The sequence below is a fragment of the Micromonospora sp. NPDC051300 genome (assembly GCF_044455315.1).
Taxonomy (GTDB): domain Bacteria; phylum Actinomycetota; class Actinomycetes; order Mycobacteriales; family Micromonosporaceae; genus Micromonospora; species Micromonospora robiginosa.
Window position 1 is genome coordinate 1 of the sequence record NZ_JBITEP010000011.1, and the last position, 26594, is coordinate 26594.

At 70.8% G+C, this 26594-nt stretch carries 26 protein-coding genes, 3 tRNA genes and 2 pseudogenes; 10 read left to right on the forward strand and 21 right to left on the reverse strand.

What is annotated here, in order from left to right:
* Positions 1–93: 93 nt before the first annotated feature.
* From ACIA5A_RS14415 to ACIA5A_RS14430, 4 genes and pseudogenes are all read right to left on the reverse strand, one after another.
* A pseudogene (locus tag ACIA5A_RS14415) lies at positions 94–714 on the reverse strand (site-specific integrase); the annotation flags it as partial.
* Entirely contained in the window at positions 711–1118 is a 408-nt protein-coding gene (locus ACIA5A_RS14420; RefSeq protein ID WP_396761223.1) for a helix-turn-helix transcriptional regulator, read from the reverse strand. The pseudogene ACIA5A_RS14415 and the gene ACIA5A_RS14420, both read right to left, overlap by 4 nt.
* A 162-nt stretch (positions 1119–1280) precedes the next feature.
* Complete coding sequence (locus ACIA5A_RS14425) at positions 1281–2009, reverse strand: DUF2637 domain-containing protein (protein WP_396761226.1); 729 nt, start codon at positions 2007–2009, stop codon at positions 1281–1283.
* A 380-nt stretch (positions 2010–2389) separates the two neighbouring features.
* Entirely contained in the window at positions 2390–3277 is an 888-nt protein-coding gene (locus tag ACIA5A_RS14430; RefSeq protein WP_396761229.1) for a replication-relaxation family protein, read from the reverse strand.
* 485 nt (positions 3278–3762) lie between these two features.
* Between ACIA5A_RS14430 and ACIA5A_RS14435 the strand changes: the two genes are divergently transcribed.
* On the forward strand, positions 3763–4275 hold the full coding sequence (locus ACIA5A_RS14435; protein ID WP_396761232.1) for an HAD domain-containing protein: 513 nt from the start codon (positions 3763–3765) through the stop codon (positions 4273–4275).
* A gap of 40 nt (positions 4276–4315) precedes the next feature.
* Here ACIA5A_RS14435 and ACIA5A_RS14440 read toward each other — a convergent pair whose 3' ends face one another.
* The 6 genes and pseudogenes from ACIA5A_RS14440 to amcA (ACIA5A_RS14465) all read right to left on the reverse strand — a co-directional run bounded on the left by ACIA5A_RS14440 (position 4316) and on the right by amcA (ACIA5A_RS14465) (position 7445).
* Positions 4316–4885, reverse strand: coding sequence for a kinase (locus ACIA5A_RS14440; RefSeq protein WP_396761235.1), 570 nt, complete (start codon positions 4883–4885; stop codon positions 4316–4318).
* Positions 4886–4900: 15 nt separating this feature from the next.
* Positions 4901–5563, reverse strand: coding sequence for a pentapeptide repeat-containing protein (locus tag ACIA5A_RS14445; protein ID WP_396761238.1), 663 nt, complete (start codon positions 5561–5563; stop codon positions 4901–4903).
* A 62-nt stretch (positions 5564–5625) separates the two neighbouring features.
* Positions 5626–5808, reverse strand: coding sequence for a multiple cyclophane-containing RiPP AmcA (gene amcA / locus ACIA5A_RS14450; RefSeq protein WP_396761241.1), 183 nt, complete (start codon positions 5806–5808; stop codon positions 5626–5628).
* Positions 5805–6941, reverse strand: coding sequence for a cyclophane-forming radical SAM peptide maturase AmcB (gene amcB / locus ACIA5A_RS14455; protein ID WP_396761243.1), 1137 nt, complete (start codon positions 6939–6941; stop codon positions 5805–5807). Before amcB ends, amcA (ACIA5A_RS14450) begins: the two co-directional genes overlap by 4 nt.
* Positions 6938–7284, reverse strand: a pseudogene (locus tag ACIA5A_RS14460) (hypothetical protein). The gene amcB and the pseudogene ACIA5A_RS14460 overlap by 4 nt, the downstream one beginning before the upstream one ends.
* On the reverse strand, positions 7281–7445 hold the full coding sequence (gene amcA, locus ACIA5A_RS14465) for a multiple cyclophane-containing RiPP AmcA (RefSeq protein ID WP_396761246.1): 165 nt from the start codon (positions 7443–7445) through the stop codon (positions 7281–7283). The pseudogene ACIA5A_RS14460 and the gene amcA (ACIA5A_RS14465) overlap by 4 nt, the downstream one beginning before the upstream one ends.
* A gap of 369 nt (positions 7446–7814) precedes the next feature.
* On the opposite strand from amcA (ACIA5A_RS14465), the gene ACIA5A_RS14470 reads away from it, so the two are divergent.
* Positions 7815–9041, forward strand: coding sequence for a helix-turn-helix domain-containing protein (locus ACIA5A_RS14470; RefSeq protein ID WP_396761249.1), 1227 nt, complete (start codon positions 7815–7817; stop codon positions 9039–9041).
* Positions 9042–9047: 6 nt separating this feature from the next.
* On the opposite strand, the gene ACIA5A_RS14475 is transcribed toward ACIA5A_RS14470, so the two are convergent.
* Both ACIA5A_RS14475 and ACIA5A_RS14480 read right to left on the reverse strand, forming a co-directional pair.
* Complete coding sequence (locus ACIA5A_RS14475; RefSeq protein WP_396761251.1) at positions 9048–9728, reverse strand: YdcF family protein; 681 nt, start codon at positions 9726–9728, stop codon at positions 9048–9050.
* Positions 9729–9874: 146 nt separating this feature from the next.
* Positions 9875–10669 (reverse strand): DeoR family transcriptional regulator, encoded by a 795-nt coding sequence (locus tag ACIA5A_RS14480; RefSeq protein ID WP_396761254.1) that lies wholly within the window; start codon positions 10667–10669, stop codon positions 9875–9877.
* Between the two features lie 700 nt (positions 10670–11369).
* Between ACIA5A_RS14480 and ACIA5A_RS14485 the strand changes: the two genes are divergently transcribed.
* Positions 11370–12086: a hypothetical protein gene (locus tag ACIA5A_RS14485; RefSeq protein ID WP_396761257.1), complete on the forward strand. Its 717-nt coding sequence runs from the start codon at positions 11370–11372 to the stop codon at positions 12084–12086.
* Here ACIA5A_RS14485 and ACIA5A_RS14490 read toward each other — a convergent pair.
* The 3 genes from ACIA5A_RS14490 to ACIA5A_RS14500 form a co-directional block, all read right to left on the reverse strand.
* Positions 12076–12528 carry a DUF4326 domain-containing protein gene (locus ACIA5A_RS14490; protein ID WP_396761765.1) on the reverse strand — a complete coding sequence of 151 codons (453 nt, stop codon included), beginning with the start codon at positions 12526–12528 and terminating at the stop codon, positions 12076–12078. The genes ACIA5A_RS14485 and ACIA5A_RS14490 overlap by 11 nt on opposite strands.
* A gap of 124 nt (positions 12529–12652) precedes the next feature.
* Positions 12653–12728: transfer RNA gene (locus ACIA5A_RS14495), tRNA-Lys, on the reverse strand.
* Positions 12729–12790: 62 nt separating this feature from the next.
* Complete coding sequence (locus ACIA5A_RS14500; protein WP_396761259.1) at positions 12791–15862, reverse strand: VWD domain-containing protein; 3072 nt, start codon at positions 15860–15862, stop codon at positions 12791–12793.
* A gap of 88 nt (positions 15863–15950) precedes the next feature.
* Here ACIA5A_RS14500 and ACIA5A_RS14505 point away from each other — a divergent pair, with 88 nt between their 5' ends.
* The 3 genes from ACIA5A_RS14505 (at position 15951) to ACIA5A_RS14515 (ending at position 18328) form a co-directional block, all read left to right on the forward strand.
* Positions 15951–16568, forward strand: a complete 618-nt coding sequence (locus tag ACIA5A_RS14505; RefSeq protein WP_396761262.1) for a helix-turn-helix transcriptional regulator — start codon at positions 15951–15953, stop codon at positions 16566–16568.
* A 21-nt stretch (positions 16569–16589) separates the two neighbouring features.
* The gene (locus tag ACIA5A_RS14510; protein ID WP_396761265.1) at positions 16590–17060 is read left to right on the forward strand and encodes a DUF3291 domain-containing protein; all 471 of its coding nucleotides are present in this window, start codon (positions 16590–16592) and stop codon (positions 17058–17060) included.
* Positions 17061–17209: 149 nt separating this feature from the next.
* Positions 17210–18328, forward strand: a complete 1119-nt coding sequence (locus ACIA5A_RS14515) for a polysaccharide deacetylase family protein (protein WP_396761268.1) — start codon at positions 17210–17212, stop codon at positions 18326–18328.
* 23 nt (positions 18329–18351) lie between these two features.
* On the opposite strand, the gene ACIA5A_RS14520 is transcribed toward ACIA5A_RS14515, so the two are convergent.
* Positions 18352–18969, reverse strand: coding sequence for a rhomboid family intramembrane serine protease (locus ACIA5A_RS14520; RefSeq protein ID WP_396761271.1), 618 nt, complete (start codon positions 18967–18969; stop codon positions 18352–18354).
* 22 nt (positions 18970–18991) lie between these two features.
* The gene (locus ACIA5A_RS14525) at positions 18992–19423 is read right to left on the reverse strand and encodes a hypothetical protein (protein WP_396761273.1); all 432 of its coding nucleotides are present in this window, start codon (positions 19421–19423) and stop codon (positions 18992–18994) included.
* 256 nt (positions 19424–19679) lie between these two features.
* Between ACIA5A_RS14525 and ACIA5A_RS14530 the strand changes: the two genes are divergently transcribed.
* A complete protein-coding gene (locus ACIA5A_RS14530; protein ID WP_396761280.1) occupies positions 19680–20879 on the forward strand; it encodes a helix-turn-helix domain-containing protein in 1200 nt (399 codons plus the stop codon).
* 10 nt (positions 20880–20889) lie between these two features.
* The gene (locus ACIA5A_RS14535; RefSeq protein WP_396761283.1) at positions 20890–21597 is read left to right on the forward strand and encodes a 5-formyltetrahydrofolate cyclo-ligase; all 708 of its coding nucleotides are present in this window, start codon (positions 20890–20892) and stop codon (positions 21595–21597) included.
* Positions 21598–21684: 87 nt separating this feature from the next.
* Here ACIA5A_RS14535 and ACIA5A_RS14540 read toward each other — a convergent pair whose 3' ends face one another.
* The 3 genes from ACIA5A_RS14540 to ACIA5A_RS14550 all read right to left on the reverse strand — a co-directional run bounded on the left by ACIA5A_RS14540 (position 21685) and on the right by ACIA5A_RS14550 (position 23466).
* Positions 21685–22695: a CU044_5270 family protein gene (locus tag ACIA5A_RS14540; RefSeq protein ID WP_396761286.1), complete on the reverse strand. Its 1011-nt coding sequence runs from the start codon at positions 22693–22695 to the stop codon at positions 21685–21687.
* Positions 22695–23276 (reverse strand): RNA polymerase sigma factor, encoded by a 582-nt coding sequence (locus tag ACIA5A_RS14545; RefSeq protein WP_396761288.1) that lies wholly within the window; start codon positions 23274–23276, stop codon positions 22695–22697. Before ACIA5A_RS14545 ends, ACIA5A_RS14540 begins: the two co-directional genes overlap by 1 nt.
* A 114-nt stretch (positions 23277–23390) precedes the next feature.
* Positions 23391–23466 (reverse strand) — tRNA-Lys (locus tag ACIA5A_RS14550).
* 186 nt (positions 23467–23652) lie between these two features.
* Here ACIA5A_RS14550 and ACIA5A_RS14555 point away from each other — a divergent pair.
* Both ACIA5A_RS14555 and ACIA5A_RS14560 read left to right on the forward strand, forming a co-directional pair.
* Positions 23653–24927 carry an Ig-like domain-containing protein gene (locus ACIA5A_RS14555; protein WP_396761291.1) on the forward strand — a complete coding sequence of 425 codons (1275 nt, stop codon included), beginning with the start codon at positions 23653–23655 and terminating at the stop codon, positions 24925–24927.
* Positions 24928–25116: 189 nt separating this feature from the next.
* Positions 25117–26400 (forward strand): Ig-like domain-containing protein, encoded by a 1284-nt coding sequence (locus ACIA5A_RS14560; RefSeq protein WP_396761294.1) that lies wholly within the window; start codon positions 25117–25119, stop codon positions 26398–26400.
* A 48-nt stretch (positions 26401–26448) separates the two neighbouring features.
* On the opposite strand, the gene ACIA5A_RS14565 is transcribed toward ACIA5A_RS14560, so the two are convergent.
* Positions 26449–26524, reverse strand: a tRNA-His gene (locus tag ACIA5A_RS14565).
* Between the last annotated feature and the right edge of the window lie 70 nt (positions 26525–26594).

Consider the following 26594-nt stretch of genomic DNA (forward strand, 5'->3'; position numbering starts at 1 on the left):
GAACTCTCGGGGGTAGGGCTTGGGCACAGCGACATCCTTCCAGCCTGCCCGCGGGGCAAGCCATCTCAGATGTCACCTATCGGTGCAGCAGACCCTGACCTGGTCGCGCTTGGCGGGGTCGCGGCTGGCGCGCAGGGTGGCGATGGTGGTGTTGCGTTCGGCGATGGCGTCGTACATGGCGTCGATGTGTCCGGGCCGAAGCCGGTCGATGCGCAGGTGGCCGAGGTGCGGGATGAGGTACAGGCGTATGTGCCCTTCATAGGAGCGCAGAGTCCCCTTCTTGATGTTCTTGCGCCCGGCAAGCCAGTCGGTCAGGTACGCCTGCATCGTGGGCAGCTCGGTCGGGGTGATGTCCAGGTGCAGCGCCCGCTGGACCTGGTCCGGGGTGGGAACGGGCGCGCCGGTCTTGACGGCGGCCTCGATCAGGTCGCCGGTCTTGACGGTGGTGTGCGGGTCGGTGGGGTCGGGGACGGCGAGCGCGGCCCGGATGCGGTCCAGAACGGCGTCGGCGTCGGCCTGGGTGGTGTAGGGGCCGTGGCGGAGCGGGCGGCGGGTGCCGTCGGCGCGGGCGGGTACTTCGATCTGCCAGTGCCAGTGGCCGTGGGTGCGGGACCAGCCGCCGCCGGGCCGGCGAAGCTGGGGACAGGAGCGTCCCAGTCGCCGGCCCGTGACGCTGTCGCGGCAGCCGCAGCGTTTGAAGGTGGATCCTTTCACTCATCGTCTCCTGGATGCTTCGTATGGTGCCGCCAGCGGTACCGGGTGGAATCCGCTGGTGGCGGGGTCACCGCATCCACGCTCACCTTCGCGTCGGCATCAAGTCGTCGGTGGTCGTCGGTCGAAGCGGCGTCCCCGACCAGCAGGAGCTGAAGAAGGCCGGCAACCGGGACGATGATGCGGCTGCCGGCCCGGATCAGCGGTACGGGGAACTGGTCGGTGGCCGCGAGCCGGTACGCCTGGGATCGGCTGATCCCGAGCACCGATGCGGTGGTGGCGAGGGTGGTGGTCACGCCGAGGGCACGGATGTGCTCGATCGTCCACACCTGCCTGACGCTGGGCGCGGTGGTGTTGTCGGTCGTCGTGCGGGTTGTCTGGTCAGCGGGTTTCGTTGGGCTGTTCATGATCAGGCTTCTCCTGGTTATGAGATGGATGGCTGTGCGGTGGGAGCGGGGTAGCCCCGTCGGGGTCGACCGGCCCAGGGGTGGCTGCTCGGCCACCGTTGCGCCGCTCCGGTGACAGAGGCGGTGGCGTCGGGTTGGTCGGCTCGACCGGGTCGACGGTCGTTACGGTGCGGTCGGCGGCTCGGTTTTGAGGGTCTTGAGGAGTTCGGATACTCGGGTGTTGGACACGGTGTGACCTGTTGCGCGGAGGGCTTCGGCGAGTGCAGCCCGGGTCAGCGCCTGCCCGTCCGCGGCGAGCCGGTCCCGAACATTTCGCGCAGCCGGCAGCAGCTCGGCAACGTCGCCGGACGGCTGCGCGGACCGTCCCCGGTCTGCTCGTCGCTGCCGGTCCCGTCCGCCATGTCGACGACGCCCATCCGATGGGCGGACGGTCCCGGTGCTGGATGGCTCCCCCGTCGTGACGGCGGACCGTACCGTCTCGTCCTGTCCGCTGTCCGGAGCGGTCCGTCCGGCCTCATCCGGCTGGCAGTCCACAACCGCCATGGCAGGGGCGGGCGTGGCGGTGCTGGTCCGTCCGAGGGCGATCTTGACCATGACGAGGAATCCGAGCGCGGGTACGGCGGCGGCGACCCAGCCGATGACCGAGGGTTCGGCCTCGACGACCTGCGCTGCCAGGGACAGCGTGACGGCGCAGGCCAGCACGGTGGCCGGGAAGACGGTGGAGGTGTGGGCGCGTTTGCGGCGGCGCAGTTCCAGGCCGGAGGCGATGGACATCAGCTCCAGGACGATCGCGTCGGCCCAGGCCAGCCAGCCGGGTTGGCCGTGCGCGGCGGCCACGTTGTGGACGTGGGTGAAGCTGGCCGCCCCCGCTGCGCCGCCGATGGCCAGCATGATGACGACCTGGACGACGCCCTCGACGCGACTGCCGCGCGGACTGGTGTCCGGGTCAGGGATCGATGCTTTCGTGGCCCATCACCTCCCCGACCCGGACAGGGGTTCCGGTCCGTCCGTCAGTCGCAGGAGGCGGGACCGGATGGCGGACGGACCCGGCTTCGGACAACAGTCGGGACGGGGACCGGATACCGGTCGCGGACCGCCCGACGCGGACGCCGGACCGAGGAGTGGTCCGCCGCTGCGGGAGCAAACGACTGGTGCTCCCACGAATCTGTCAGCGCCGACCGCGCTGCTGACGACAGATCCGTGACAGGCACAGACCGGTGCTGTCCGATCCGCAGCGGAGGTACCGTCCACGGCCGTCGTGCCGTCGCCGATCACGCGGCCTCACCCGGCCGGCTGGAGACGTCAACGGCGTACCCGGCCAGGTCGGCCAGGCGCAGCCGCTGCCCTTCGCTGCCGGCCATGGCCCACACCGCCTCTGCCGGGCCGAGGCCCGTCGTCGCGGCGTGGTCGCGGACCCCGGTGGCGACCGGCACCGGCAGCGGCACGTCGGCCAGCACGCGGCGTAGGTTGCGCTCGCGGGCGGCCGAGTGCAGCCAGAACAGCACCGGCCACGCCCGCTCGATCGTGCCGAACAGCTCCTGATAGCCGTCCACCTTGCTGGCGAGGATCGACAGCTGCTCGGTGCCGGTGTCGTACTCGACGAAGAACGGCACCTCGACACCGTTCTCGACCCACCGGCCGTAGCCGTCCGGGCGGACCCGGGGCTGATACGCCCGCACCAGCCCCGGATCCTTCCGGCTGGTGAACGTACCGGCGCGCTGGCACACCGCCTCCGGCAGCCACTCCACGAGGCCGGTGCCCGGATGTGTGCGGGCGTGCCCGGCCAGGTCGGTGAAGAACCCGTTCACCCCGAGGCGGTGGGTGAGGCTGCGGGTTGAGGTCCAGCGCCGCCGCTCCACCCGGGCGTGGTCCCGCCGCAGTGGGCGTTCGTCCCGGCTGGCCGCGACGACCTCGGCACCGAGCTGGTCGATGACGTAGTGGTACGGGTACGAGCCGCCGTCGGCCCGCTGCGGCCGGAACCGGGCCACCAACCGCAACCGGTACAGGGTCCGCAGCCGCCGCTGACAGAAGTCCAACGACGGGAACAAGGCGTTCGCGAGCTGGAACGACGTCAACACGCCGTGGTCGTACAACCAGCCCAGCAGCACGCGGTCACGGCCGGTCAGCTGGGACTGGACCCGAAGGACCGGATCATCCACCGGCTACCACCTCCTTCCCGGGTACGGGATGCCAGCCCCAGGGGGAGAGACCCGAGACCAGGCAGGGTCTGTCGCAGGACAAGCCGACGGCGCTGACAGCCGGGCTGACCTGCGGTGTGAGAGGAAACAGGGGGTCGGTTCGGGGGTCCGGCTGAAGACTGACGTCAACGCTGACGCCAAGCCCGACCCCCGAACGGGGATCAAGCCGGAACTCATCACTGCCAATGCCTGCGGCAGTAGGTGAAGGTGTGGACGGAAGCACGTGAACTCCTTGGTTGAGGATGTGGGATGTGGTGCTGGTGGCCTGGTCCGGGCACGACAGCGCCGCCGAAGCGGAAAGGGCCCGGTGGGATGCATCCGGCACCGGCCCTGGTCGCCGTCAGCGGCGCGTGAGTGCCGACCGCCAGGAGCACCGGCGCGACGAATGGCCTTGGGGCAAGCGCGTGGAGGTAGCCGTTGGCGGGGCGGGGGCTAGCCTCTCGGTCATGTCCGCCCCTGCGACACGTCCGTTGCTGTTCCTCGACGTGGACGGCACCCTCATCCCGCTCGGCACACCCACGGCGGGTCAGCAGGGGATGCAGCACGGCCACACCGAGACACCGGTCCCATCGGCCGACGCCCATCCCTTGCTGCACAAGGTCGATCCGGAACACGGCCGCCGACTGGAGGCCCTGCCGTGCGATCTGGTGTGGGCGACGACCTGGATGAGCGACGCGAACGATGTGCTCGCGCCGCTGCTCGGGCTACCGTCCCTGCCCGTCGTGGACTGGCCCGACTCCGACGAGGTGGGCGTCCTGCACTGGAAGACCCGCGGGCTGGTCGAGTGGGCGCAGGGACGCCCCTTCGTCTGGGTCGACGACGAGATCTCTCACGCCGATCAACAGTGGGTATCGACTCATCACCCCGGCCCGGCCCTGCTGCATCGGGTCGATCCCCGTCGCGGACTGGCCGAGCGCGACTTCACTGCCATCGAGAGCTGGCTCGTGCACGTGCGGTAGGGCGAGCTGGATGCGGGGGTGGCAACCCGTCCGGTCTGCTCTACGGGGACGGTACGTTCGGAAGTAGGTCGTCGTCGCGTCCGGTCTGGGGTAGCCCGGCGGCAGCGGCGATGGTCTTGACGGCCTCGTTCAGTCCGGTGGTCTCGGGTAGGACGAGTTCGTCGGGCCAGCCCAGGACGTTATGGGCGGCGTACCAGCCGCTCATGTGCTCGGCGGTGAACTCGCTGGCCTGCGGGCGGGTGAGGTGCCGGCGCAGGGTCTCGGCAAGGGAGACGTCGAGGTAGCAGAACAGCGACCGGCCGCGGTGATCGTTCCGCAGGGCGGTCAGCGTGCTGCGGTAGCGGCTGGTGTGCATGATGCCGTCCAGCACGACGTGGTAGCCGTGGTCCAGCGCAAACCGAACGGTCTGCGCGATCAGCGCAGGCGCGATACCGCCGGGCAGGTCCCGTTCGCGCAGCAGGATGCGGCGCAGGTAGTCCTGCTCGACCAGGGCGCAGCCCCGGCCGTGTCGGCGTCGTAGCTCGCGGGCGATGCTGCTCTTGCCCGAGCCGGAGTTGCCCCGGATGCAGACGAGGATCGTGTCCGGGCTGCCAGTGGGTTCAGCGAGCACGATGCCTCCTCGGCTTCACTCGTTGCGCACGGTGAGGCCGAGGGCGGCGACGGTCAACTGGGTGAGGTCAGGAAGTTGGTCCTCGCCGAGGGTGACGCCGCGCAGGTCGTCCAGCGGCGTCTTGAGACCGTGGAGCCGGCTGCCCCGGAGGTCGGTGCCGTCGAGGTGGCAGGAGTCCAATTCCAGTCCGGTGAGGTCACATGACCGCAGGGCGATGCGAGGTATGCGGCAGGAAGACCACGCGCCGTTGGTGAGAGTGCAGTCGGTGAACGCAACCGAGCCGGCAGCGGTGACACGCTGAAGGATGGCGTAGTCGAAGCGGCAGCCGTCGAACAGGACATCCTTCAGGCGCACGTCCGTGAGTCTGGTGCCGGTGAACCGGGAGCCGGTGATCGCGCACCGTTCGATGGTGATGCCGGTCAGGGTCGCTCCGGAGAAGTCGGTGCGGGTGATCTCGCAGCCGTAGAGGCTGCCGGCTTCCCAGGTGCTTTCGCTCAGGTCCACGCCGGTGATCATGCTGCTGCGGATGCTGACGTCCTCAAGATGCGAGCCGTGCCACGCTGCGCCCTCGACGAGGGCCTCGGTGAGGCCGCCGCCCAGGTCCGTCGTGGTGTCGAGGTCGTCCGGTTCGAGGTCCGGCAGCAGGATCTTCAGGTCGCCGATCGTGGTGGTGCGCATGTGTCCTCAACCTGTGTGGGCGCGGGGTGGGCACGCCACCCAGCGCGTCCCGGTGGCGTGGGCTACTTCTTCTTGTTCCAGTTGTCCCAGCCGGGTCGGCTGTCGAACTTACCCTTGTTGGCCCAGGTGGGGCGGTTGTCGAACTTCGCCGCGTCGATCGACGGTACCGACCGCTGCGGGTCGACGCCGAGGCGGGCGAGTTGCTCAGGTGCGGCGTTGACGAGGGTCGCTAGGGCGTTGGTCATGGTGCTCCTCCTTGAGGGGTGAGGTGATCCGCCGCGGCGCGGACGAGGGCCTGTCGCGTGGTCCGGCAGTAGGTGGTCTCTCGGGCAGTGAACGTCGCGTGCTCGAAGTAGCGGTTGCCGGCCTGGGCGCCACGGCAGAAGTCGTAGAAGGCGCAGTGGTCGGCGCAGTCGTTGAGGGCCGTGACGAACTCGGCGACGTAGTCCAAGTCGCCGGCACGGGCGAGCATGGCGGTGATCGGCTGATGGAGGACGTTGCCGGCAATGAAGTCGCCGTATCGCGGCTCGGTGATGCCGAGCAGCTCCGGTGACAGCAGCACCACCTGCCCATCCCAGGAGACGGTCGGGATCGGCTCGTACGGCGCGTGGTTTACGCGCCCGGCGCGGGTGGCGGCGAGATAGTCGGCCAGCCGGTCCACATCGCGGATCCGCAGCGGGCTGCCGCCGACACGACGCGCGATGAGGTGCTGCCAGAACCAGTACGCGGCCTCCTCCGACACCGGTGCCCGGTCAGCGCCCTCCTGCTCTTCGATGTTGAAGCCCACCGACTCGCAGCCGGGAAGGCCGGTGAAGAAGTCGACGAGGGCTTCCGCGTGGTCGATGGTTTTCAGGGTGACCACACAGATCACCGAGTACCTCAGCCCTGCGTCGGCCAGGGTCTGCATGCCACGCAGGGTCCGGGCGTCCGTCGGGTTGCCGGCCCGGTCGAGGCGGTTACGGTTCAACGCGCCCGGTCCGTCGATGCTGGCCCCGACCTCGAACCCGTAAGCGGCGAACAGCTCGCACCACTGGCGGTTGATCAGCGTCGCGTTCGTCTGGATCTCGTGACGCACCATCCCCGCGCGCCGCAGCTCCTCGAACGGGGCCAGCAGATCCCGGAACACCCCGATGGGTGTGGCGGTGGGCTCGCCCCCGTGCCACACGACACTCACCGGATGACCGCTGTGCTGCTGCGCGATCGACTCGGCACAGGCCTGCGCGACCGCGCCGCTCATGAGGCGGAGGGATCGTCGGTCGGGCAGGTAGCAGTAGGCGCAGTCAAGGTTGCAGAAGCTCGTCGGCTGCACGACCAGGGTGTGGAAGCTGCCGGCGACCGCCGGCTGGCCAGTGGCGTTGATGAGGCCGATGCCGTTCACGAGGGGGCCTCCTCGATGCTGGCGGCCGTGGTGGTGCTGACGCGGTAGGCGTGGGTGTGGCGGGCAGGCCAGCCGAGGAACCGGTCGAACATGTCGGCGGCGCTGCCCGTGACGCTCGAGTTGAGCCGGTGCAGGTCGTCGATCGCGTCGTGCAGGCAGCTGGCCAGGTAGAGAAACAGGCTCACCGGAGCGTCCCGGTACTCGGCCAGGAGCGCGAGCTTCGCTGCTCCGCAGGGCCACGGCTGCCCGCATCGGCGGCACCGCCACAGCGGGGCATCGGCAGATGTTCCACCTCGGCCGGCGCGAGCCGGTTCGCCGCGAGACGGCGCTGCGGCCCGGTCACCGGCGACCGCCTTCGCGGGCTTGCTGCTCGAACAGCCGACGCCACACGAAGGTGAGCAGCGGCGGGTCAGCGGGCCACACCCGCCCCTGCTTGGACGTCCACCCGGGCTCGGGGCGCCGGGACTGGCCGGATATGGCGTTAAGCGAGACGTACACCGTCATGCCGCCACCCCCGCCAGGGACGATGAGCGGCGGGCTCGCCGGGGGAATGGCGAGCCCGCCGCCGCATCACGGCGGCTGGGAGCAGACCGCCGATCACCCACCCACGCAGCCCTCATGGCGGTACGCAGGCGGGGAGAACGCCGAGACAGTTCGCTCTCGGATGGGCCGAGCCAGCGGCCCAAGCCGTGGTGGGGTTCGCCGCTCATCGATCCCTCCATCTGCAGCTCCCTGTCAGTCATCCCGACACCGGCATCGACACACGCCGGTGATCCGGGGTGAACTGAACGTAGGGGCGGTCCGTCGGGAGGACCGGGAAAATCCGTACCGGGTCCGGCGGCCTTCAGCGGGCAGGGTGATGGTGTGCGAGGGATGACGGACGACATGACGATCGGCCAGCGCGTCGCCTTCTACCGGCGTCGGCGAGGGCTCTCCCAGGAGGTGCTGGCCGGTCTGGTCGGCAAGACGCAGGAGTGGTTACGCAAGGTCGAGACGAACCGGGCCGACCTGGACCGGTTGTCGGTCATCCGCGCCATCGCCAAGGCCCTCGACGTGTCCCTCGGCGACCTGATCGGTGCACCGAGCCTGTTCGAGTGGTCGGACGACTCAGGGCGCGAGACGATCCCGGCTTTGCGGGCCGCGCTTCACGACTATCGTCACCTCGCGCCGGCGCTTGCCAGCTCCGGGGACGTCGAGGCACCTGCCCTGCGCGAGATCGAGAACGACGTCGCCGCGATATGGACCGCCTACCAGCACTCCCGGTACGGCACCCTCGCCCGCCGGCTGCCATACCTCATCCACGACTGCCTCACCGCCACCGAGGCGTACGACGCACACGACGGCCAGCGCGCGCACGCGATGACCGCCTACGCCCACCAGCTCGCCGCGTTGTTCCTCACCAAGCTCGGCGAAGGTGACCTCGCGTGGACCGCCGCCAGTCGAGGTCTGGCCGCCGCCAATGCCAGCCACGATGACGTCGTCATCGGCTCACTCAGCCGCTCCGCCGCGCACTCGCTGGCATCCATCGGTGAGTACGCCCAAGCCCGGGGCCTCGCCGCTACGGCGGCGCAGTTCCTGGAACCACGGCTCGTCAAGCCGACTCCGCAGCTGCTGTCGGTCTACGGGAGCCTGCACCTCGTCTGCGCGCTGGCCGCCGCCCGAGACGACGACCGCGCCTCGGCCGACACCCACATAGCCGAGGCCGATGCCGCCGCGCAGCGGCTCGGTGCCGACGGCAACCACGTATGGACCGCGTTCGGGCCAACCAACGTGTCGATCCACAAGACGACTGTGGCGATGGAACTCGGCGACGTGCAACGCGCCATCGCCATCGGCGCCCCACTCGACACCAGCACCGTGCCCGTCGAGCGGCAGGTTCGGCACGCCATCGAAACCGCCCGAGCCCTTGCCCGGTGGAACCGCATCGACGACGCGCTCGCCGCGCTTCTGGACGCCGAGGTCATCGGCCCCGACCAGGTGCGCTACCACCGGCTCTCCCGCGACCTTGTCCGGGACATCCTCACCCGCCCCCGACCACCTCGACTGGCCGTCGAACTCAGCGACCGGATGGGCGTCCGGTCGGGCGGGCCACGCTGGTGACTGGGCTCAGATCAGCCGGCTCGTGTAGCCGGCCGCCACCAGGCGCTCGAAGGCCGCCCGCACCTCGTCCGGCATCTCCTGTGGGATAGCGAACCCGCGCTGCGCGTACACCTCGATCCGCTGCGTGTCGCCGACCAGCATGTCCACGACCCGCCGCGGGTCGCCGATGCTGTTCACGTAGTCGTCCAGTTCCAAGGGATTCGACGCGCACACCACATCGACCTCCGGCCACATCAGCTTGCAGGTGGCGTAGGCCCGCCGCTGTTGGTAGGGCCGCGACATGATCAGCACCGACTTCACCGGGATCCGGTATTCGGTCAGGAGCTGACGCGAGTACTCCAGGTTCTGGGCGGTGTTCGTGGCACGCGGCTCCACGAGAATCGCTTCCCCGGGTACGCCCTGCTCTACGGCATACTCGCGGTAGTGCACTGCTTCTCCACGCGGAAAACGCTCGACGGTCGTCGGGGCGTTCGCGCCGGTGAACACGATCCTTGGGAACAGGCCCTCGTGAAACAAGCGCGTTGCGATGACAGCCACTCCGAGGTCATGACTGCCCAATCCGATCCCCACGTCGCACGGGCGCAACTCGTGACGCATGTCGTGGTAGCGCCACAGCGTCTCCACGTCAGCCCGGATCGCGTCAGGGATCGCCTCGGCAGGTGCCTCTGCATGCCGGTTCATCAGCACCTACCAGGTCCGGTCCGCGCTGGTTCCCTCATGCCGCCAGCGTAGGGCTAGCAGGGCAGCAGGACGCCGCTGACTCCAGCACCACGCCGCTGACCTCGTCAGGACCAGAGGGCTGGCGGCGGCCAAGGCATCGTGAAGGGGTGCGGTCAGTATCCGACCTCGACGAGGCAACGCCTGCCGCCTTCGCCCGGCACCTGCCACACCTGCTCGTCCGGCCAGTGGCGATACAACAGCTGCCGTGTGGTCGTGGCGACAACGTTCGGCAGCGGCCCACGAAACAGGTCGGCCTGCAGTCGTTCCTCTCGCTCGGCGTCCTGAGCGATCACCAGAACCGCCCCGACCGGCACCAGCCGGTCCGCACGCCGGTAGTCGACCAGCAGTGCACCCAGACCTGACGTCGCCCGCTCGTGCTCGGCGAATACGCCGATCGGGCCACGGTCTACGTGGACCAGGAACCGCAGGCACCGCCCGTCCTGCAGCCAGACGCCGTAGCCGTCGGCCCGCAACTGCGCCAGGTCGTGCTGGCGCAACCACGACGAGGTCTCCATCGTCGCCAGCCACTGGAACAGCTCGCACCGCCCCGGGTTGCGCCGCGACACCTCGATCAACGGCAGAAACAGTAGGGCATCCGCCCTGCCGGAGGGCCGCTGACCCAACCGCAGCGGAACCGGCCGCCCCGACGCCGTCAGGGCGCGGCGGAGCACCTCCGTCCCCTCGGCCGTGACCTCGTACCACCAGGTGTGGGTCCGGTCCTCCGGCGAGCGCTCGCGGCGCACCAGTCCCGCCTCGTGCAGCCACACCAGGTCCCGGTGGGCCGTCAGCCGCGACACCGCACAAACAAGCGCCACGTCCAGCGTCGACGCGGAACCGTGCTGCGCCAGGTACGACAGGATCCGCCACCGCCGCGGGGACAACCGCCGCGCGGCATCCTGGTCGCCCATTCCCTGATGATCCCTCCGAGCCCCGGCGGTCCGACATCCTGTTTCCCACAGCTGCAACAGAGAGTGGTCGATGCTCTGACCGGGAGATCGGAAGTTAGGGACCGCCGTGGCCGGAGACAGCGCCCGCCGTGGGCCGTTGGGCCAGGCGTCGGCGGGCCGTGCGAGCACCCACATACCCAAACCGTGGTTTTGGGGCCGATTTTGGAGATCACTGTTCAGTGAATCAGCCGAAGAGCCGAGGACGAAGAGAGCGAAGCGGTCAAACCGGGCCACCAAAAGTTGATCTTCACGGAGAGCACCGCACCCGCGGTACCGATCGCCAGAAATGCCTGACGCGCGCCTTCCCGGCTCGGCGATGAAGCGCACACACTGAGACAGTGGTTACTGAAAGTGACGAATTCAGGAGAACCCTCCGCGCCAGCGTTCGGCTGTGCAGCCGCCCCTCGCCCCGGCCGGCTAGCGCCAGATCCCCCCAATGTGAGACTGTCTATGTAACTGGACGTGTCCGTGCAGCTGCATTTAGCGATGTGGGTGGTTCCGTTTGGAACAGCTTCCGTTGTGGGGACCGAGCACCGACGAAGAGCCGAGACCGAAACCAGTCCTGGCGCGACCAACGAAACTCCGCCTCCTGATCACAGTGAAAGCGGCACCCAACCCTTCCGCGCAGTACGGGGAGACTGTCTGCGTTGGGGCACTGGGCATGGACCCACCGTGGACGGGCTGGATTCGCCTCTACCCAATCCACTACCGACACCTCGACGACGACGGCAAGTTCCACAAGTACGACATCATCCATGTCGAGGCACTCCCAGCCAGGCAAGACCAGCGGCGCGAGAGCTGGAAGCCGATCGTGGACACCATCACCACCGAGCGGCATATCGCTAATCGGCAGTCGCGTCGGAACCTCCTCGATCCACTCGTCGAAGACTCCATGTGCCGGCTCAACAAACAGGCCCGCGACGACCCGAGCGCACGATCGATCGCGCTCATTCGCGCGGCCGACATCTCGGCGCTTCAGGTCAAGCGACACCCCGGCTGGTCGGCGGAGGATCGCAGGAAGATCACTGGCTACCTCAACCAGCTCGACCTACTGGAACCGGCCAAGCGCAGCCCGCTTCAAGCACCGCGCTTCACCGGCGCCTACCGCTACCGCTGCGCGGACCGTCATTGCCATGGTCACCAGCAGACACTCTGGGATTGGGAGTTCGTCGCCCTACAACGTCGCCTGAGCAAGCTCACCGACGCGGAGGCCGAGGAGCAGCTGAGAGACAAGTTCCTTACCCAGCTCTGCGCCGCCGACCGCGACGTCGCCTTCTACGTAGGCAACCAAGCGGCAAGACCGCAGTCCTTCAGCATCGGCGGTGTCTATGCACCAAGACGACCCTCCGCGCGATACCGATTGCACCTCAGCCGATGACGTCGGCCAGCACGTCGGCATGGCACGGATCCTCGGCGCGGCACCAGCACGCCAACTGCTTCCCCGTGAGCTCTCGACGCGCCCGGTCCACGAGGGCCGGCTGCCCCACAAGCCACTGCCGATAGAGGCGTAACGCCTCCGCTCGGTCGTGCTTTCGCCGGCTGAACGGATTGGCCCAGGGAGAACGCCGCAACCCGAACCCTTGCCGCCCCACATACACGGCACCGGGTGGCACCACCGGATGATAGAGGTCCCCCTGCACACGAACCCGCGGCTGTCCCCCCACGCCGCCAGCGTAATCGCCAATGATCGGCCCCGCGCGGATGCTCGAAGAAAGCGCGTCGACGCCCGGGCGGGCGGATGCGCCAACGACCCCGAGGGCCCGATGCGGGCTGGCCACCTCAGAAATGACGATGAGCCTAGGCGTCCACGGAACAACCACATGTCCCAGCAACGCCGGACCCGGTCCAACGGCTCCCGAGCACCCACCGAGCGACCACCCAACGCCCGCGTACGCGAAAAAGGCCCCGACCCGGTGTGAACCACCAGGTCAGAGCCTTGATCGTTGGTGCGCCGCCAGGGACTCGAACCCCGAACCCGCGGATTAAGAGTCCGCTGCTCTGCCAGTTGAGCTAGCGGCGCTCACCGACAACGGGACGGAACGTTAGCAGCCCCCGCGCCGCCCCGCGCACGCAGGGGTCACCTCACCGCAGGACCAGCGTGACCCGCCCGGTCGCCGCCCCCGACGGGTCGACGAGCAGCGTGTACGACCCGGCCGCCGGCAGCGTGATCCCCGGGATCCCACCGCGCCCGTTGATCACGCAGCCGGTGGTGAGCGTGCTGCCGTCCGGCCCGCGCAGCGCCAGCACGCCGCACTGGTCGGGCAGCGTCGCGGCGGTCGCGGTCACGGTCACCGACGTGCCGGCGGCGGCGGTGAACCGGTAGCCGGTGACCGCGCCGGGCCGGTCCACCTCCGCGACGACCGCCGGACCGCCCGGCGTGATCGTCGCGTCCCGGTCTCGGCTGGTGACAAGGCGCAGCGTGGCCGTGCCGGTGCCGCGTTCCACCGGGTCGACCACGACGGTGTACGTCCCGTCGGCGGGCAGGACCGTGCCGTCGATCTCGCCGACGCCGTTGACCACGCAGCCGCTGCCCAGCACCTGCCCCCCGGCGTCGCGCAGCTCCAGCGGCGAGCACTGGTCGGTGAGCGTGCTCTCCGGCACGTCGACGTAGACCCGTTCCCCCGCCCGGCCGGTGAACCGGTAGCGCGCCCGGGCGCCGGGCTGCGCGATCGACGCGGTCACTGTCGCGCCGTTCGGCTCCAGCGTGCCGCCGCTGTCCCGGGCGGCGTACACCCGCACGGCGGCACGGCCGGTGTCGCCGGGGGCGGCGGTGACGCGCAGGGCGTACGTGCCGGTGGCGGGCAGGTCGACGCGGTCGACGTAGCCGTTGCCCCTGATGTTGCAGCCGGAGGCGATCTCCCGTCCGTCCGGGTCGGCGAGCTGGTAGGGCGAGCAGCGGTCGGCGATGCCGGGCGCGGTGACGTCGACGAAGACGGCGTCACCGGCCCGGCCGGGGAAGGTCAGCGGCTCGCCGCCCGGGGTGAGGCTGGCGGTGGCGACCGGCACGGCGGTGATCGGCGCGCCGCCGGTCGGGGCGATCCCTTCGGTGGTGGCCCCGGCGACGGCGAACTCGGGTCGGCCGCTGACGGCGACGTCGAAGACGCACTCGGCGAGCGGACCGGGGGCGGTGACGCCGGCCCACCGGCAGATCTGCTCGGCGGCGGCGCGCCGGGCCGGGTCGAGGTCGGCGGCGGTCACCTCCCGCTCGGGGAAGCTCCGGTCGGTGAATGTGCCGGTGTCCTCCCCGTCGTCGTAGTGCAGCAGCGACCGGTCCGCGGCGATCCGCCAACTGTCCGCGTACGCCGGGTAGAGCGTCGCGAAGGGCACCGGCTGGGTCAGGGCGGGGCCGGTGGGGGGCGCGATGTCGTCGCCCGGGTCGCCGTCGAAGTCACCGAGCAGGCCGCGCACCTTGCCGGCGCGGGCGTCGGCGAGCCGGACGAGCACGCGGTAGCCGTAGCGGCCGATCTGGTCGACGGCCGCCGCGGAGCCGTCCGGCCACGTCACGTCGTACCCGTCGGTCGCGCCGGTGTCGGAGGGGCGGCGGGCGAGGGTGCCGCCGCCGGCCAGGTCGGTGCGTTCCGGCGGCGCGGCGAGCGGCGCGCCGTCGACGTGCACCCGGGTGGCGCCGCCGGCGAGGGTGAGCGCGACCCGGTGGGCGCCGATCCGGAACGCGACGGCCGAGTTGACCGACGCGGTGCGGGTGCCGGCCATCGGGGTCTGCCGGACCTGCACCTCGAGCGGGTCGCCGCCGGTCGCGGCGACGAGCGTGAACTCGCCGACGGCCTGGAAGTCGTAGGCCACCCGGTCGAACGTGACCAGATGCGGGTCGCCGTTGCTGCCGCCGCAGTCGGCGCCGTTCTCGCAGAGTTTCACCGGCCCCTTCGGCGGGGGCGTCTTCTTCGCCGGCTTCTTGCACTCGTCGAGGCTCTTCGGCAGCGGGTTTCCCTTGTACTGGGTGCGCGGCGGGAGGCCCTTCGCGGCCCGGTAGCGGTTCTCGGCGAGCGTCGCCTTGACCTCGGCGGTGGGGATGCCGGTGCTCCCGCACTGTCCCGGCGGGACCTTGTCGCGGGAGATGTCGTCGGCGTGGTTCAGCTCGTGGTAGAGCGCGGCGCACGGGTCCCGGCCCACCCCGTCCTCGTACGCGTCGGTGGAGGTGGGGTTCCAGGTGACGGTGGACGAGCCCTTGCCGTCGGCGCTCTCCGGCGTCTCGAACGCGCCCGAGCCGCCGGGGGTGGGGACGATCCGCACCTTCGGCGACTTCTTGTCCTTCAGCCGGGGCAGCAGGCCGGCCGGGTCGCCGCCGGGCTCGGCGAACCCCTTGAGGCAGCCGTCGACCGCGGCCTGGAAGTCGACGCCGCTGACCGGCACGCCACCGGTCGGGTCGACCGAGTAGTCCGCGCGGGCCGGCCGGCCGCCGCCGACCAGCGTGCCGGCGACCACCAGCAGCAGGGCCGCCGCGGCGGCGGTCGGCCGGCGGCGGACCCGCAGCAGGACCACCAGCGCGGCCAGGAGCAGCACCAGCAGCAGCGCCCCGGCGGCCGCCCAGAGCCAGCGGCGGGTCGGCGTGCCGCCGTCGCCGACGGTGAACGTGGTGGTCCGCAGCGCCGTCGCGCCCGGGCAGAGGTTCGCCGCGCCGGTGACCGGCAGCGTCACGTAGCCGACGGTGACCTCGTACCGGCCGGGGGCGCCGACCGGCCAGAGCGTGTCCAGGCCGCCGCCGTCCGGTGTGGCGGCCACCGAGCGGAGCACCAGGTCGCCGGGGCCGTCGCCGTCGTGCAGCCGGATGCCGGTCAGCGCCACGGTCGCGGTCGCGCCGGGTTCGACCGTGGTCAGGCCGGCGCCGGCCGCCGCGGTGATCCCGTCGTCGTGGAAGCTGCGGGCGAGCACCGGCGTGAGGTCGCGCCCGTCCCGGCGTACCCCGGTGATCTGGGCGGTGCCGACGGCGCTGGTGGCCAGCGCGCAGGCCGACCCGGTGGAGTTCGTGACCGTGAGGTCCAGGCGGACCTGCTCGCCGGCGCGGTAGTCCGCCCGCCCGGCCCGCAGCGCCAGGTCGAGGCCGTCGGCGGCGGGCGCCGCGGCGGCGCTCGCCGACGACGCCGCCAGGGCCGTCACCAGTACGGCGAGCCCGGTCACCGCGCGCAGCGTCCACGTCATGGTGGGGACTGTAGGGGCGCGGGGCCGGGATTCCCGCGCACTGTCGGGGACCGGTCGGTCGGGCGGGCCGGCGGGTAGCGTCGGGGGCATGTCGCTGGAGGCCATCGCCGCGTTGCGGGAGCCGGTGCGCCGGACGGTCTACGAGTACGTCGCCACGCGGGCCGAGCCGGTGAGCCGTAACGAGGTGGCCGAGGCGGTCGGCATCGGCCGCACCCTGGCCGCGTTCCACCTGGACAAGTTGGCCGACGCGGGGCTGCTGGAGGCGGCCACCGCGCCGCGCGCCGGCGGGCCGGGGGCGGGGCGGCCGGCGAAGCTGTACCGCAGGTCGGCGGAGGAGCACACCGTGTCGGTGCCGCCGCGCGACTACCGGCTGCTGGCCGGGGTGCTGGCGAGCGCGGTGGAGCGGGCCGGCGCGGAGCCGGCGGCGTACGCGGCCGCCGCCGCGCAGGGCGCGAAGCTGGCCGGCGGGGACGCGCTGGCGCGGCTGGCGGCGTTGGGCTACGAGCCGTACCAGGACGGCGACCGGACGGTCCGGCTGCGCAACTGCCCGTTCGACGCGCTCGCGCACTCGCACCCGGGGCTGGTCTGCGGGTTGAACCTGGCGATGCTGGCGGCCGTGGTGGGCGACGACGGCCACGTGGTGCGGCTGGACCCGGGTCCGACCGGCTGCTGCGTGGCGATCCGTTCTAAAAACAATCAGCGTTGACATAGACGGTAGTCTGGCTCCATGAGCGACAGTCACCTCGCGCAACTGAACATCGCCCGACTGCGGGCCCCGATCGACAGCCCCGACCTCGCCGACTTCGTCGCCCGCCTGCCCGAGATCCACGACCTGGCCGAGCGCTCCCCCGGCTACGTCTGGCGGTTGCAGGACGACTCCGGCGACGCCACCGCGTTCCGGCCGTTCGAGCCGGACGTCATCGTGAACCTCACCGTCTGGGAGTCGGTCGAGTCGCTGCGCGCCTTCGTCTACCGGACCGCGCACCTGGAGCCGATGCGCCGGCGTCGGGAGTGGTTCGCCCCGCTCGACGCCGAGCACCTGGTGCTGTGGTGGATCCCGGCCGGCACGCTGCCGTCCATCGAGGAGGCAGCCGCACGGCTGGAGGTGTTGCGCCGCACCGGACCGTCGCCGGAGGCGTTCACGCTGCGCGAGCCGTTCCCCGCATCAATTGACGATCGTCAAACTCGAACGGCATAATCGCAGCGGAGCCGGGCTGGCCTCGGATCGAACCGTGGCCACCGACAGGACATCGCTGCCAGCGCCACGCCGAGGCGATGCGGACCGACTCCGAGCGACGTGATCCGCAGGCGACGAGCAGCATCTCGAACGCCAGCGGGAGAACCTCGATGACACCCTTCCCAGCCGAACCGACGGCTACCCCGACCCGACCCTCACGCCGCCCGATGGTGGTGGCGGCGGCAGCCGCGCTGCTGACCGCGGTGACCTCCGGACTGGCCGTCACGGCCGCGCCCTCGATGGCCGCCGCCTGCACCGGCTACGTGGCGCTGACCTTCGACGACGGGCCCACCCCCGGCAACACCACCACGCTGATCAACACCCTCAGGGCGGCCGGCGTACGGGCGACGTTCTTCAACGTCGGCCAGAACGTGCAGGCCAACCCGGCGCTGGCCCGGTCACAACGGGACGCCGGCATGTGGGTCGGCAACCACAGTTGGACGCACCCGCACATGACCCAGCTCAGCCAGGCGCAGATGACCTCGGAGATCTCCCAGACCCAGCAGGCGATCCAGCAGGCCACCGGCGAGGCGCCCAAGCTGTTCCGACCGCCCTACCTGGAGTCCAACGCGACGCTGCGGGCGGTGGAGGCCCAGTTCGGGCTGACCGAGATCAACGCCGACGTGGACTCCCAGGACTGGAACAACGCCAGCACCGACCAGATCGTCCAGAACGCGAGCCGCCTCCAGGCCGGCCAGTCCATCCTGATGCACGACTGGCCGGCGAACACCATCGCGGCAATCCCCCGGATCGTCAGCAACCTGTCGAGCCGTGGTCTCTGCGCCGGCATGATCTCCCCGGCCACCGGCCGGGCGGTCGCCCCGGACGGCACCACTCCCCCGCCCACCACGCCGCCTCCGAGCACTCCCCCGCCCAGCAGTCCCCCGCCCACCACGCCGCCGCCCAGCACCCCGCCGCCGACGGATCCCTCGGGCGCCTGCACCGCCACCTACCGGCTGGTCAGTAGTTGGACCGGCGGTTTCCAGGGTGAGGTGACGGTGAGCAGCACGCGGGCCGTCAGCGGCTGGACGGTCCGGATGACCCTGGCCGGCGGGCAGAGCGTCAACAACGTGTGGAACGGCGTGGCCACCGGCAGCACCGGCACGGTAAGCGTCCGCAACGCCGCCTACAACGGCACCCTCAACGCCGGCGGGTCGACGACCTTCGGCTTCCTCGCCAACGGCAGCAGCTCACCGGCCCCGAGCGGGATCACCTGCGTCGGCTCGTAGCGCTCACCGCGCCGGCGGCGCCGTCACCGGCGGCGCCGCCGGTCCGCCGCCGTCAGGACGGTTCCGACCGTGGCGCCGACCACCGCCGCGCCACCGTGGATGTCGCCCGCCACCAGCAACGCCGCCGCGACGAGCAGGCTCACCGCCCCGAAGGCACGACCCGCGCGGTCACCGGACCGGACCGCCGCGGCGGCGGCCGACGCGGCCAGGCCGAACACGGCGACGGAGTTCCCGGCGCCGACAGGCTGCACCACGAGGCCCCACAGTTGCGCGAGCACGCCCGAGGCGAGCGCGATCACCACCCACCGCCGCGCGCCCCAGAACCGCTCGGCGACCACCCCCACCACCGCGAGGGCGGCCAGGTTGAAGACCGAGCCGGGCACGCCGCCGTCCTGCACGACGAGCGACGTCACCAGCCGCCAGACCTGGCCGTCGCCGATCGCCGCCCGATCGCGCCCGAGCTGCCCGAGCAGCGCCGGCGCGACGGTGAGCTGGAGCAGCGTCGGCACACCGACGACGACGAGCGCCGTCACGGTAGCGACGGGGACACGCCGCCGACCCTCCGGGCCCGATCCGGCGAGGAGACCCAGGCCGGCCCGGACGGCGGCGGCCAGCAGGACGAGGTACGCGAGAGCGGTCATGCCTCGATCCTGGCCGTCGGAGTCACACTCGCGCCGAACGCCGAGGGCCCGCGAACCGGCGACGGAACCAGCGTGGCAACGCATGCCGCTCGACGAACATCCCGACATCGCCGGCAGCCGTTGCCGCGTACCCCCGAATCTCGAAACCCCCCAGCGCGGTCCGGTCGTGCAGGGCCCGACGCAGGCGACCGATCGCCTCGGCATCGATCGACCCGTGCAGGCGGCCGTGGTGGCCCAGCGACTGCAGGGCGTTCGCACGGGTCTGCGGGTCCCGCGAGGTCATCGCCCGCTTGACGCGCGGCAGGACGACAGCCGGATCCTCGTGGTTGAGCACCAGGGCGAGCAGGGCGACCCCGGCGTATCGGTCTTCCCGGTCGAGCGCCTCATCGACGATCTCAGGCTGCTCGACCACGTCCAGCCAGCTACCGATGAACCAGGGCGGGTCCTTGGGCATCCTCCGATCTTGGCACTTCAACCTCGGAGACCACCACGGGTTCGATCTCCGCTGCCGTGGCCGGTGGTCACGGGCCGCTCAGGCAACCAGCTCGATGCCCGACCGCGAGTGCGGTCGGGTGGTCGGCGAGAGGCGTGGACGTGGCGGGCGGGCCCGCCGAGGAATCGGTCGAACATGTCGGCGGCACCGCCGGTCCGGCCACGCGACGATGACGCAGAACTGATGCATCGCCATTGCGCTGAGTCACGGAAGCTGGATGAATGAGGTGGTGACGCACCACGGCGGAGGCAGCCGGCGCGGGACCGGTCGGCGCCGGTATCGATTGGCGCAGCGCCGCAAGGCGGTCGGCCTCAGTCAGGAGCATCTGGCCGAGATCCTCGGCGTGGATCGCTCGACCGTCGTCCGGTGGGAGCGGGCCGAGACCGATCCCCAGCCCTGGCACCGTCCCCATCTGGCCACTGCGCTCAGGGTGTCCGTCGAGGAACTGGCGGATCTGTTGGCCGATGCCGCCCAGCCGCCCCCGCTGCCCGACGAGCGTCTCGACCACGCGCTTCGCCGGCCGGGCCACGTGGACCTGATCACCGTCGGCCACCTGCGGGAGCGGGTCCGGCAGCTCGATGAGCGGTACGACCGGACGCCTTCCGCCCTCCTCCTCGCCGAGGCCGCGCAGGTACACGGCCAGGTGAGCGTTCTTCGCCAACACGCCACCGGTTCGGTCCGGCGCGACCTGGCTGCGGCGCTCGCCGAGTCGGCCACGCTCCTGGGCCAACTCGTCTGGGACGCCACCCAGCGGCACGACCACACCGCCAGCGCCGCGTACTTCGACCAGGCGATCGACGCCGCAAAGGAAGCCGGCGACCCGGTCGCTCAGGCCAATGCCCTGCTCCGCAAGAGCTACCTCGCGCTCTACGGGGTGAAGCGACCAACCGCTGCCATCGTGTTGATCGCGCAAGCCGCTGCGGTAAGCGACAGCCACGTGCTCACCGGCCTCGCCCTTCTGCACCGCGCCGAGGCACATGCGATGCTCGGCCAGGCACGAAACTGTTCCGAGGCTCTGGCCAGCGCCGAGAAGCAGTTCGCCACCATGGGTGCGCAGGATCCGGCCTCCGCTCTCTACTGCCCCAGCCACCACGCGCGGCTCGCGGGCTCCTGCTGGCTGTCGCTGGACAGGCCGGCCGACGCGATCACGTCGTTGAGGACCGCCCACCAGCTCATCTCCGAGCGCCGCAAGTCGACGGCCGTCGTCCTCGGCAATCTCGCCATCGCCTGCATCCGTCATCGCGACCTCGACATGGCCATCTCCTACCTCCATCAGACCGTCGACGTCATCGAGCGAACCCGGGCCGGAGGTGGCCTCAATCTCGCCTTCGCCGCCGCCCGCCAACTGCGTCCATGGCGGGACCGATCTGCGGTCCAGGACGCGAAGGATCGACTTCACTCCCTCATGACCCCGTAGGAGCGACAGCGTGACGAGCATCGACCAGGCCAAGCAGTCCGTTCGGCAACGCGTCTGGGACGTCCTCGAGCGCGAGGGTGCGGCGCCGCCGGGGGTGCACGGTCACATACCGGACTTCACCGGAAAGGAGGAGGCTGCCGCGCGGCTCGCGGATCAGGCGGCCTGGCAGCGGGCACGCGTCGTCAAGTGCAATCCCGACCGGGCCCAGCTACCCGTCCGGGTACGCGCCCTGCGCGAGGGCAAGCTGCTCTACATGGCGGTCCCTCGGCTCGCCACACCGAAACCCTTCTACCTTCTCGACCCGGCGATGCTGACCGTTCCGTTCGAGACCGCCGCCACCAGCACCGGCGCCTCCGAAGTCGCCCCGACTGTCGGTGCAGAGGACATGCGACCGGTGGACCTGATCGTCTGTGGGAGCGTCGCGATCAGCCGCCGGGACGGCGTGCGAATCGGCAAGGGAGCCGGTTACTCCGACCTGGAGATCGCACTCCTGACCGAGGCGGGGCTCGTGACCGGGGACACCGCCGTCGCCACCACCGTCCACCGCAGCCAACTCCTGGACGAGGCGCTGCCCTACGCCGCTCATGACTTCAGCGTCGATCTCGCGATCACGCCTGAGGAGGTCGTCACGTGCCGGTCCGGCCGGGAGCGGCCACCGGGCATCATGCGGGAGAGACTCCGCCCCGATCAGCTCCACGACATCCCGGCCCTGCGCTGATCAACGCGCTCGGCCCGTCCGGCCACGGCTCCGAGACCCAAGGCCGCCGGGCCGCTCCCGGGAGGGAGCGGCCCGGATGCACGGCGTTCAGCCCACTCGATCGGTCCAGGCAGCGTCGAGGATCACCTGGTACGCGCTGATCCGCACGGGCGACAGCGTGAGTCGCTCGTCGGCGAGCAGCTCGCCCGTCGTCGGGTCGAAGATCAGGAGAGATTGCGTGTCGTTCTCACGGTCGTCGAAGGTGACGGCGACCCCGCTCCGACCAGCCCGATCCGTCACCTGCCCCCGCCAGCGGAAGCCTGGCACGTCGGCGAGGACCCGCAGGATCTCCGCGCGCACCGCGCGCGGTACGACGAACTGTGCGTAGACACCGCTGACCTCCTTGCTCGCGGCGCCCGGCCCGTACTCGGCCTTGAGCAGTTCGCGCAGCCGCGACGGGTCGGCCGACGGCGGCGTGAGTTCCATGGGCGGCAGCGCAATCATGGCCGGAACCGCCGAGGCGTCGATCGCCGGACGCGTGTCCAGCTTGCGCTGCCAGTAGTCGCGGGACCCCTGGTCGGGGTACTCCGGCTCCAACTGCCTGTTGAGCTGGCTACCGGTCCCGTCCGCGGCCTGCCAGACCTTCGTCTCGCCGGCGAAGGCCACGTGGTGACGGCCGTCGGCGGAGGTCATCACCGGATCGCCCCACACCTTCGTGTGGTGGTACATGAAGCGTCCGCCGAGGTGGTCGTACTTCGTGTCCTTGATCGTGTCGGCCAGCGCGCGCAGTTGCGGGCCGGCCTCCGGCGGGTTCGCGTCGAACTGATAGGAGACCGGCACGAGCACCGTTCCCGCTGCGCTCCCGGACCCGCCCGGGCCGCTCGGGGAGAACCTCTCGAACGGCTGGAGGACTCCCACGGCACCGACTGCGACCGCCAGTGTCCCCGCCGTCAGCACCAGCCGGCGAGTCGGGCGTACGTGACGACGCAGGGTGACCCTCTCGGCGGTGTCGGCGCGGTTGATCAGTTCGTCTGCCGAGACCGGCGGCGGCGCTACGGCGACCGCCCGGGCCGGGTCGGCCGTACCGAGGAGACCACGGGTGCGTTCTACTCCGAACATCACAGTTCCTCTCGCGCGGTCGCCAACACGGGACGCCGGGACTGCGCGGTGCGGTCTGACATCGCAGCGGCGAGGCGGCGGCGGGCGCGATGCAGGCGCACCGCGGCGGTCGCCGGAGTGCAGGCGAGAACCTGAGCCGCTTCGGACACTGTCAACTCCTCCCAGCCGATCAGCCGGAGAATTTCCTGATCGAGTTCGCTGAGGGCGGCGAGCGCGGCCCGGACGTCGGCGATCCCTACCGTGGTGTCGGCACCCGACGAGCCGGCGACCTGGGTCAGATCGGCGCCGGCGATGGGCAGGACGTCGGGCGCACCGCGCCGTGACCGCCAGTGGTTCGCCAGGATCCGCCGGGCCACCCCGTAGAGCCAGGGCAGGCTGCGGTCCGGCACCTCGTCGCGACGGCGCCAGGCGACGACGAAGACCTCCTGGGCGAGTTCAGCCGACGCGTCGGAGTCTCCGAGCCGGCGCAGGCCGTACCGCACGACGTTCGCGTACTCGGCGGCGTAGAGACCGGTGAACCAGCCCGCGTCCCTGTTTTTCGGTGGACCCACCCGAACCCCCACTGCCTCGGCGACTCTCACCCTGGCTTGTGTCGCGAGAGGCCCGACGATTACCGGCGAGCTTTTGATCACCGCCCCGCGTACGCGAAAAAGGCCCCGATCGGCACGGAGGTGCCGGATCAGGGCCTTGCTCGTTGGTGCGCCGCCAGGGACTCGAACCCCGAACCCGCGGATTAAGAGTCCGCTGCTCTGCCAGTTGAGCTAGCGGCGCTCGCTGACAACGGGAAGAACCTTAGCATGCCCACCGTGGGCCGTTCCAATCCGATACCGGGTCCACCCTTCGGACGAGCTTAACCGGCAAAAGCACCTAAAAGCCCCGGCCATGCCGCTCCGGGGCAGGGCTGCGTGGCGTCGATGGGGCACGATGTCCGCCAGGCACGTTACGACAGGGGTGGGCATGGGCAGGTTCGCGCGGGCCGGGGCGATGGTGGGCGTCCTGGTCCTCACGGCGTCGCTGGCACTGACCGGGTGCGGCGGCGACGAGGAGAAGCCGGCCTTCGTGCCCGGCCAGCAGCAGGAGGTCGGTGGGGTCTCGTCCACCGCGCCGGATCCGAGCGCCGCGCCGGGCGACGCCGCCTCCGCCGCGCCGCCGCTGGCGGTGACCCCGGCCGACGGCGCGACCGGCCGCCCGGCGAGCACCGAGATCAGCGCCCGGATCCCGGGCGGCGGCACGGTGTCGAAGGTGGTGCTGACCACCGCCGCCGGCGCCGCGGTCAGCGGGCGGATGCGACGCGACGGCACCAGTTGGGTGCCGTCGGCCCCGCTGAAGTACGGCACGAAGTACACCGCCACGGTCACCGGGACCGGCAAGGACGGCGCGACCCACCAGGGCACCAGCACGTTCACCACGATGGCCAAGCCGAAGTCGATGGTCGGGTCGGGGCTCTACCTGTTCAGCGGCAAGACCTACGGCGTGGCCATGCCGGTGGTGGCCGAGTTCTCGCCGGGGATCCCGCAGAAGGACCGGGCCGCGGTGCAGAAGCGGATGTTCGTGCAGACGGACCCGCCGCAGCCCGGCGCGTGGCACTGGCTCGGCAACGGCACGCAGGCGTACTACCGCGCCCCGGAATACTGGAAGACCGGCACCACGATCACGGTCCGGCTGGCGCTGGCCGGGATCCCGCTGAGCAACGGCCGCTACGGCAACCTCGACCGGAGCGCCACCGCGACGATCGGCCGGGCGTTCGAGATGACTGTGGACAACGCGACCAAGCGGATGACGGTCACCGAGAACGGCTCGGTGATCCGCACCCTGCCGGTCAGCCTGGGCAAGAAGAGCACCCCCTCCTCCAGCGGCACCATGGTCGTGATGGAGAAGAAGGAGTCCACGGTCTTCGACACCCGCGACGAGCCGGACCCGAACAACCAGTACGTGACGAAGATCGACTTCGCCCAGCGGATCACCTGGGGCGGCGAGTACATCCACGCGGCGCCCTGGTCCGAGGGCGTGCAGGGCCGCCGCAACGTCTCGCACGGCTGCGTCAACGTCTCGATGGCCGAGGGCCGCTGGCTGTTCGGCAGGACGCTGGTCGGAGACCCGATCACGGTGAAGGGCACGGAGCGGCGGCTGGCCCCGGGCAACGGCTGGACGGCGTGGAGCATGAGCTGGTCGCAGTTCGTCGCCGGCAGCGCCCTGCCGGTGCCGAAGGGCGGGCAGGGCTCGCCGTTCTGACCGGCGTAACGTTGTCGGACACGCTTGTCCCGGCAGCCGCCGGGACTCGTCCCCCCACGAAGCGCCGCGCGACAACTGAATCGTTACATCATCACCGGGGTGTTCCGGTTCACTCCGGGCAACTGGTCGCCGGTCCGGTGCGTCTCACCAGAGAACGACGGAACCGGGCACCACACTTGTGAGGTAATCATGCGAGCTGGCCAGGACGTACTGATCCGGGGCGGGAGGTCCCGCCGCGGCGGGCGTCGCGCTCTCGCCGCCGCGGTGCTCGCCGCCGCCATGGCTCTGACGTCCGCCTGCACCGGCGGCGGCGACAAGCCGTCGAGTTGGCAGGGCGGCGGAGACGGCGGCGAGAAGGCCCCGAAGGCGGCGGCCACCATCAGCGAGCCGGCCGCCGACGCCAAGGACGTGCCGGCGACCACCGCCATCACGTTCACCACCACCGAGGCGCAGCAGACCGCCGTCGAGTTGAAGGACTCCGCCGGCAAGGTCGTCGACGGCACGCTCGCCGCCGACGGCAAGAGCTGGCAGCCGGCCGACGCCCTGGCCTACGCCGAGACCTACACGGCGACCGTGACCGCCACCGGCGACGACGGCAAACCGGCCACCGCCACCAGCTCGTTCACCACCATGGCGAAGCCGGCCAACCAGGTGCGGGTGACCAGCTTCCTCGGCGACAACCAGGTCGTCGGCGTGGCGATGCCGCTGATCGTGAAGTTCGGCCGGGCCATCCCGCCGGACTACCGCGACGACATGCAGCGCCGGATGACGGTGACCGCGACGCCGGCGCAGGAGGGCATCTGGCGCTGGATCAGCCCGACCGAGGTGCACTACCGGCCGAAGACGTTCTGGAAGGCCAACAGCACCGTCTCCTACCAGGTGCGGGCGGCCGGGCTGCCGCTCGGCGACGGTTGGTACGGCCGTTCCGACCTGACCGTCGACGTCAAGATCGGCCCGTCGTTCGTGATGACCGTGGACAACCGCACCAAGCGGATGACCGTCACCAAGGACGGCAAGGCGATCAAGACGATCCTGGTGAGCCTCGGCAAGAAGAGCACGCCGTCCTCCAGCGGCACCATGGTGGTGATCGAGAAGCTCCGGCACACCGTCTTCGACACCATGGAGGAGCTGGGCCCGGAGGAGGGCTACCGCACCGAGATCGACTACGCCCAGCGGCTCACCTGGGGCGGCGAGTTCATCCACGCGGCGCCCTGGTCCGAGGGCGTGCAGGGCAGGACGAACGTCTCGCACGGCTGCGTCAACGTCTCGATGAAGGACGGCAACTGGCTGTTCGCCAACACCCGCATGGGTGACCCGATCACGGTCAAGGGCACCGAGCGGAAGCTCCAGAACGGCAACGGCTGGACCGACTGGAACATGAGCTGGGACGAGTACGTCAAGGGCAGCGCCCTGCCGTACGAGCCGGCGGGCGCGACGGGCGACGTGACGCCCAGCCCGGAGCCGACCGCCTGATCCCCGGACGCGACGAAGCCCCCTCCCGGAGGAGGGGGCTTCGGTCGTTGGGGTGACTGATGGGAATTGAACCCACGACAACCGGGACCACAACCCGGTGCTCTGCCAACTGAGCTACAGCCACCATGCTCGCCGCTCCGGTCGACCCGGGCGGTGCGCGGACCAATAATAGCCACACCCCGCCCGGCCCCGTC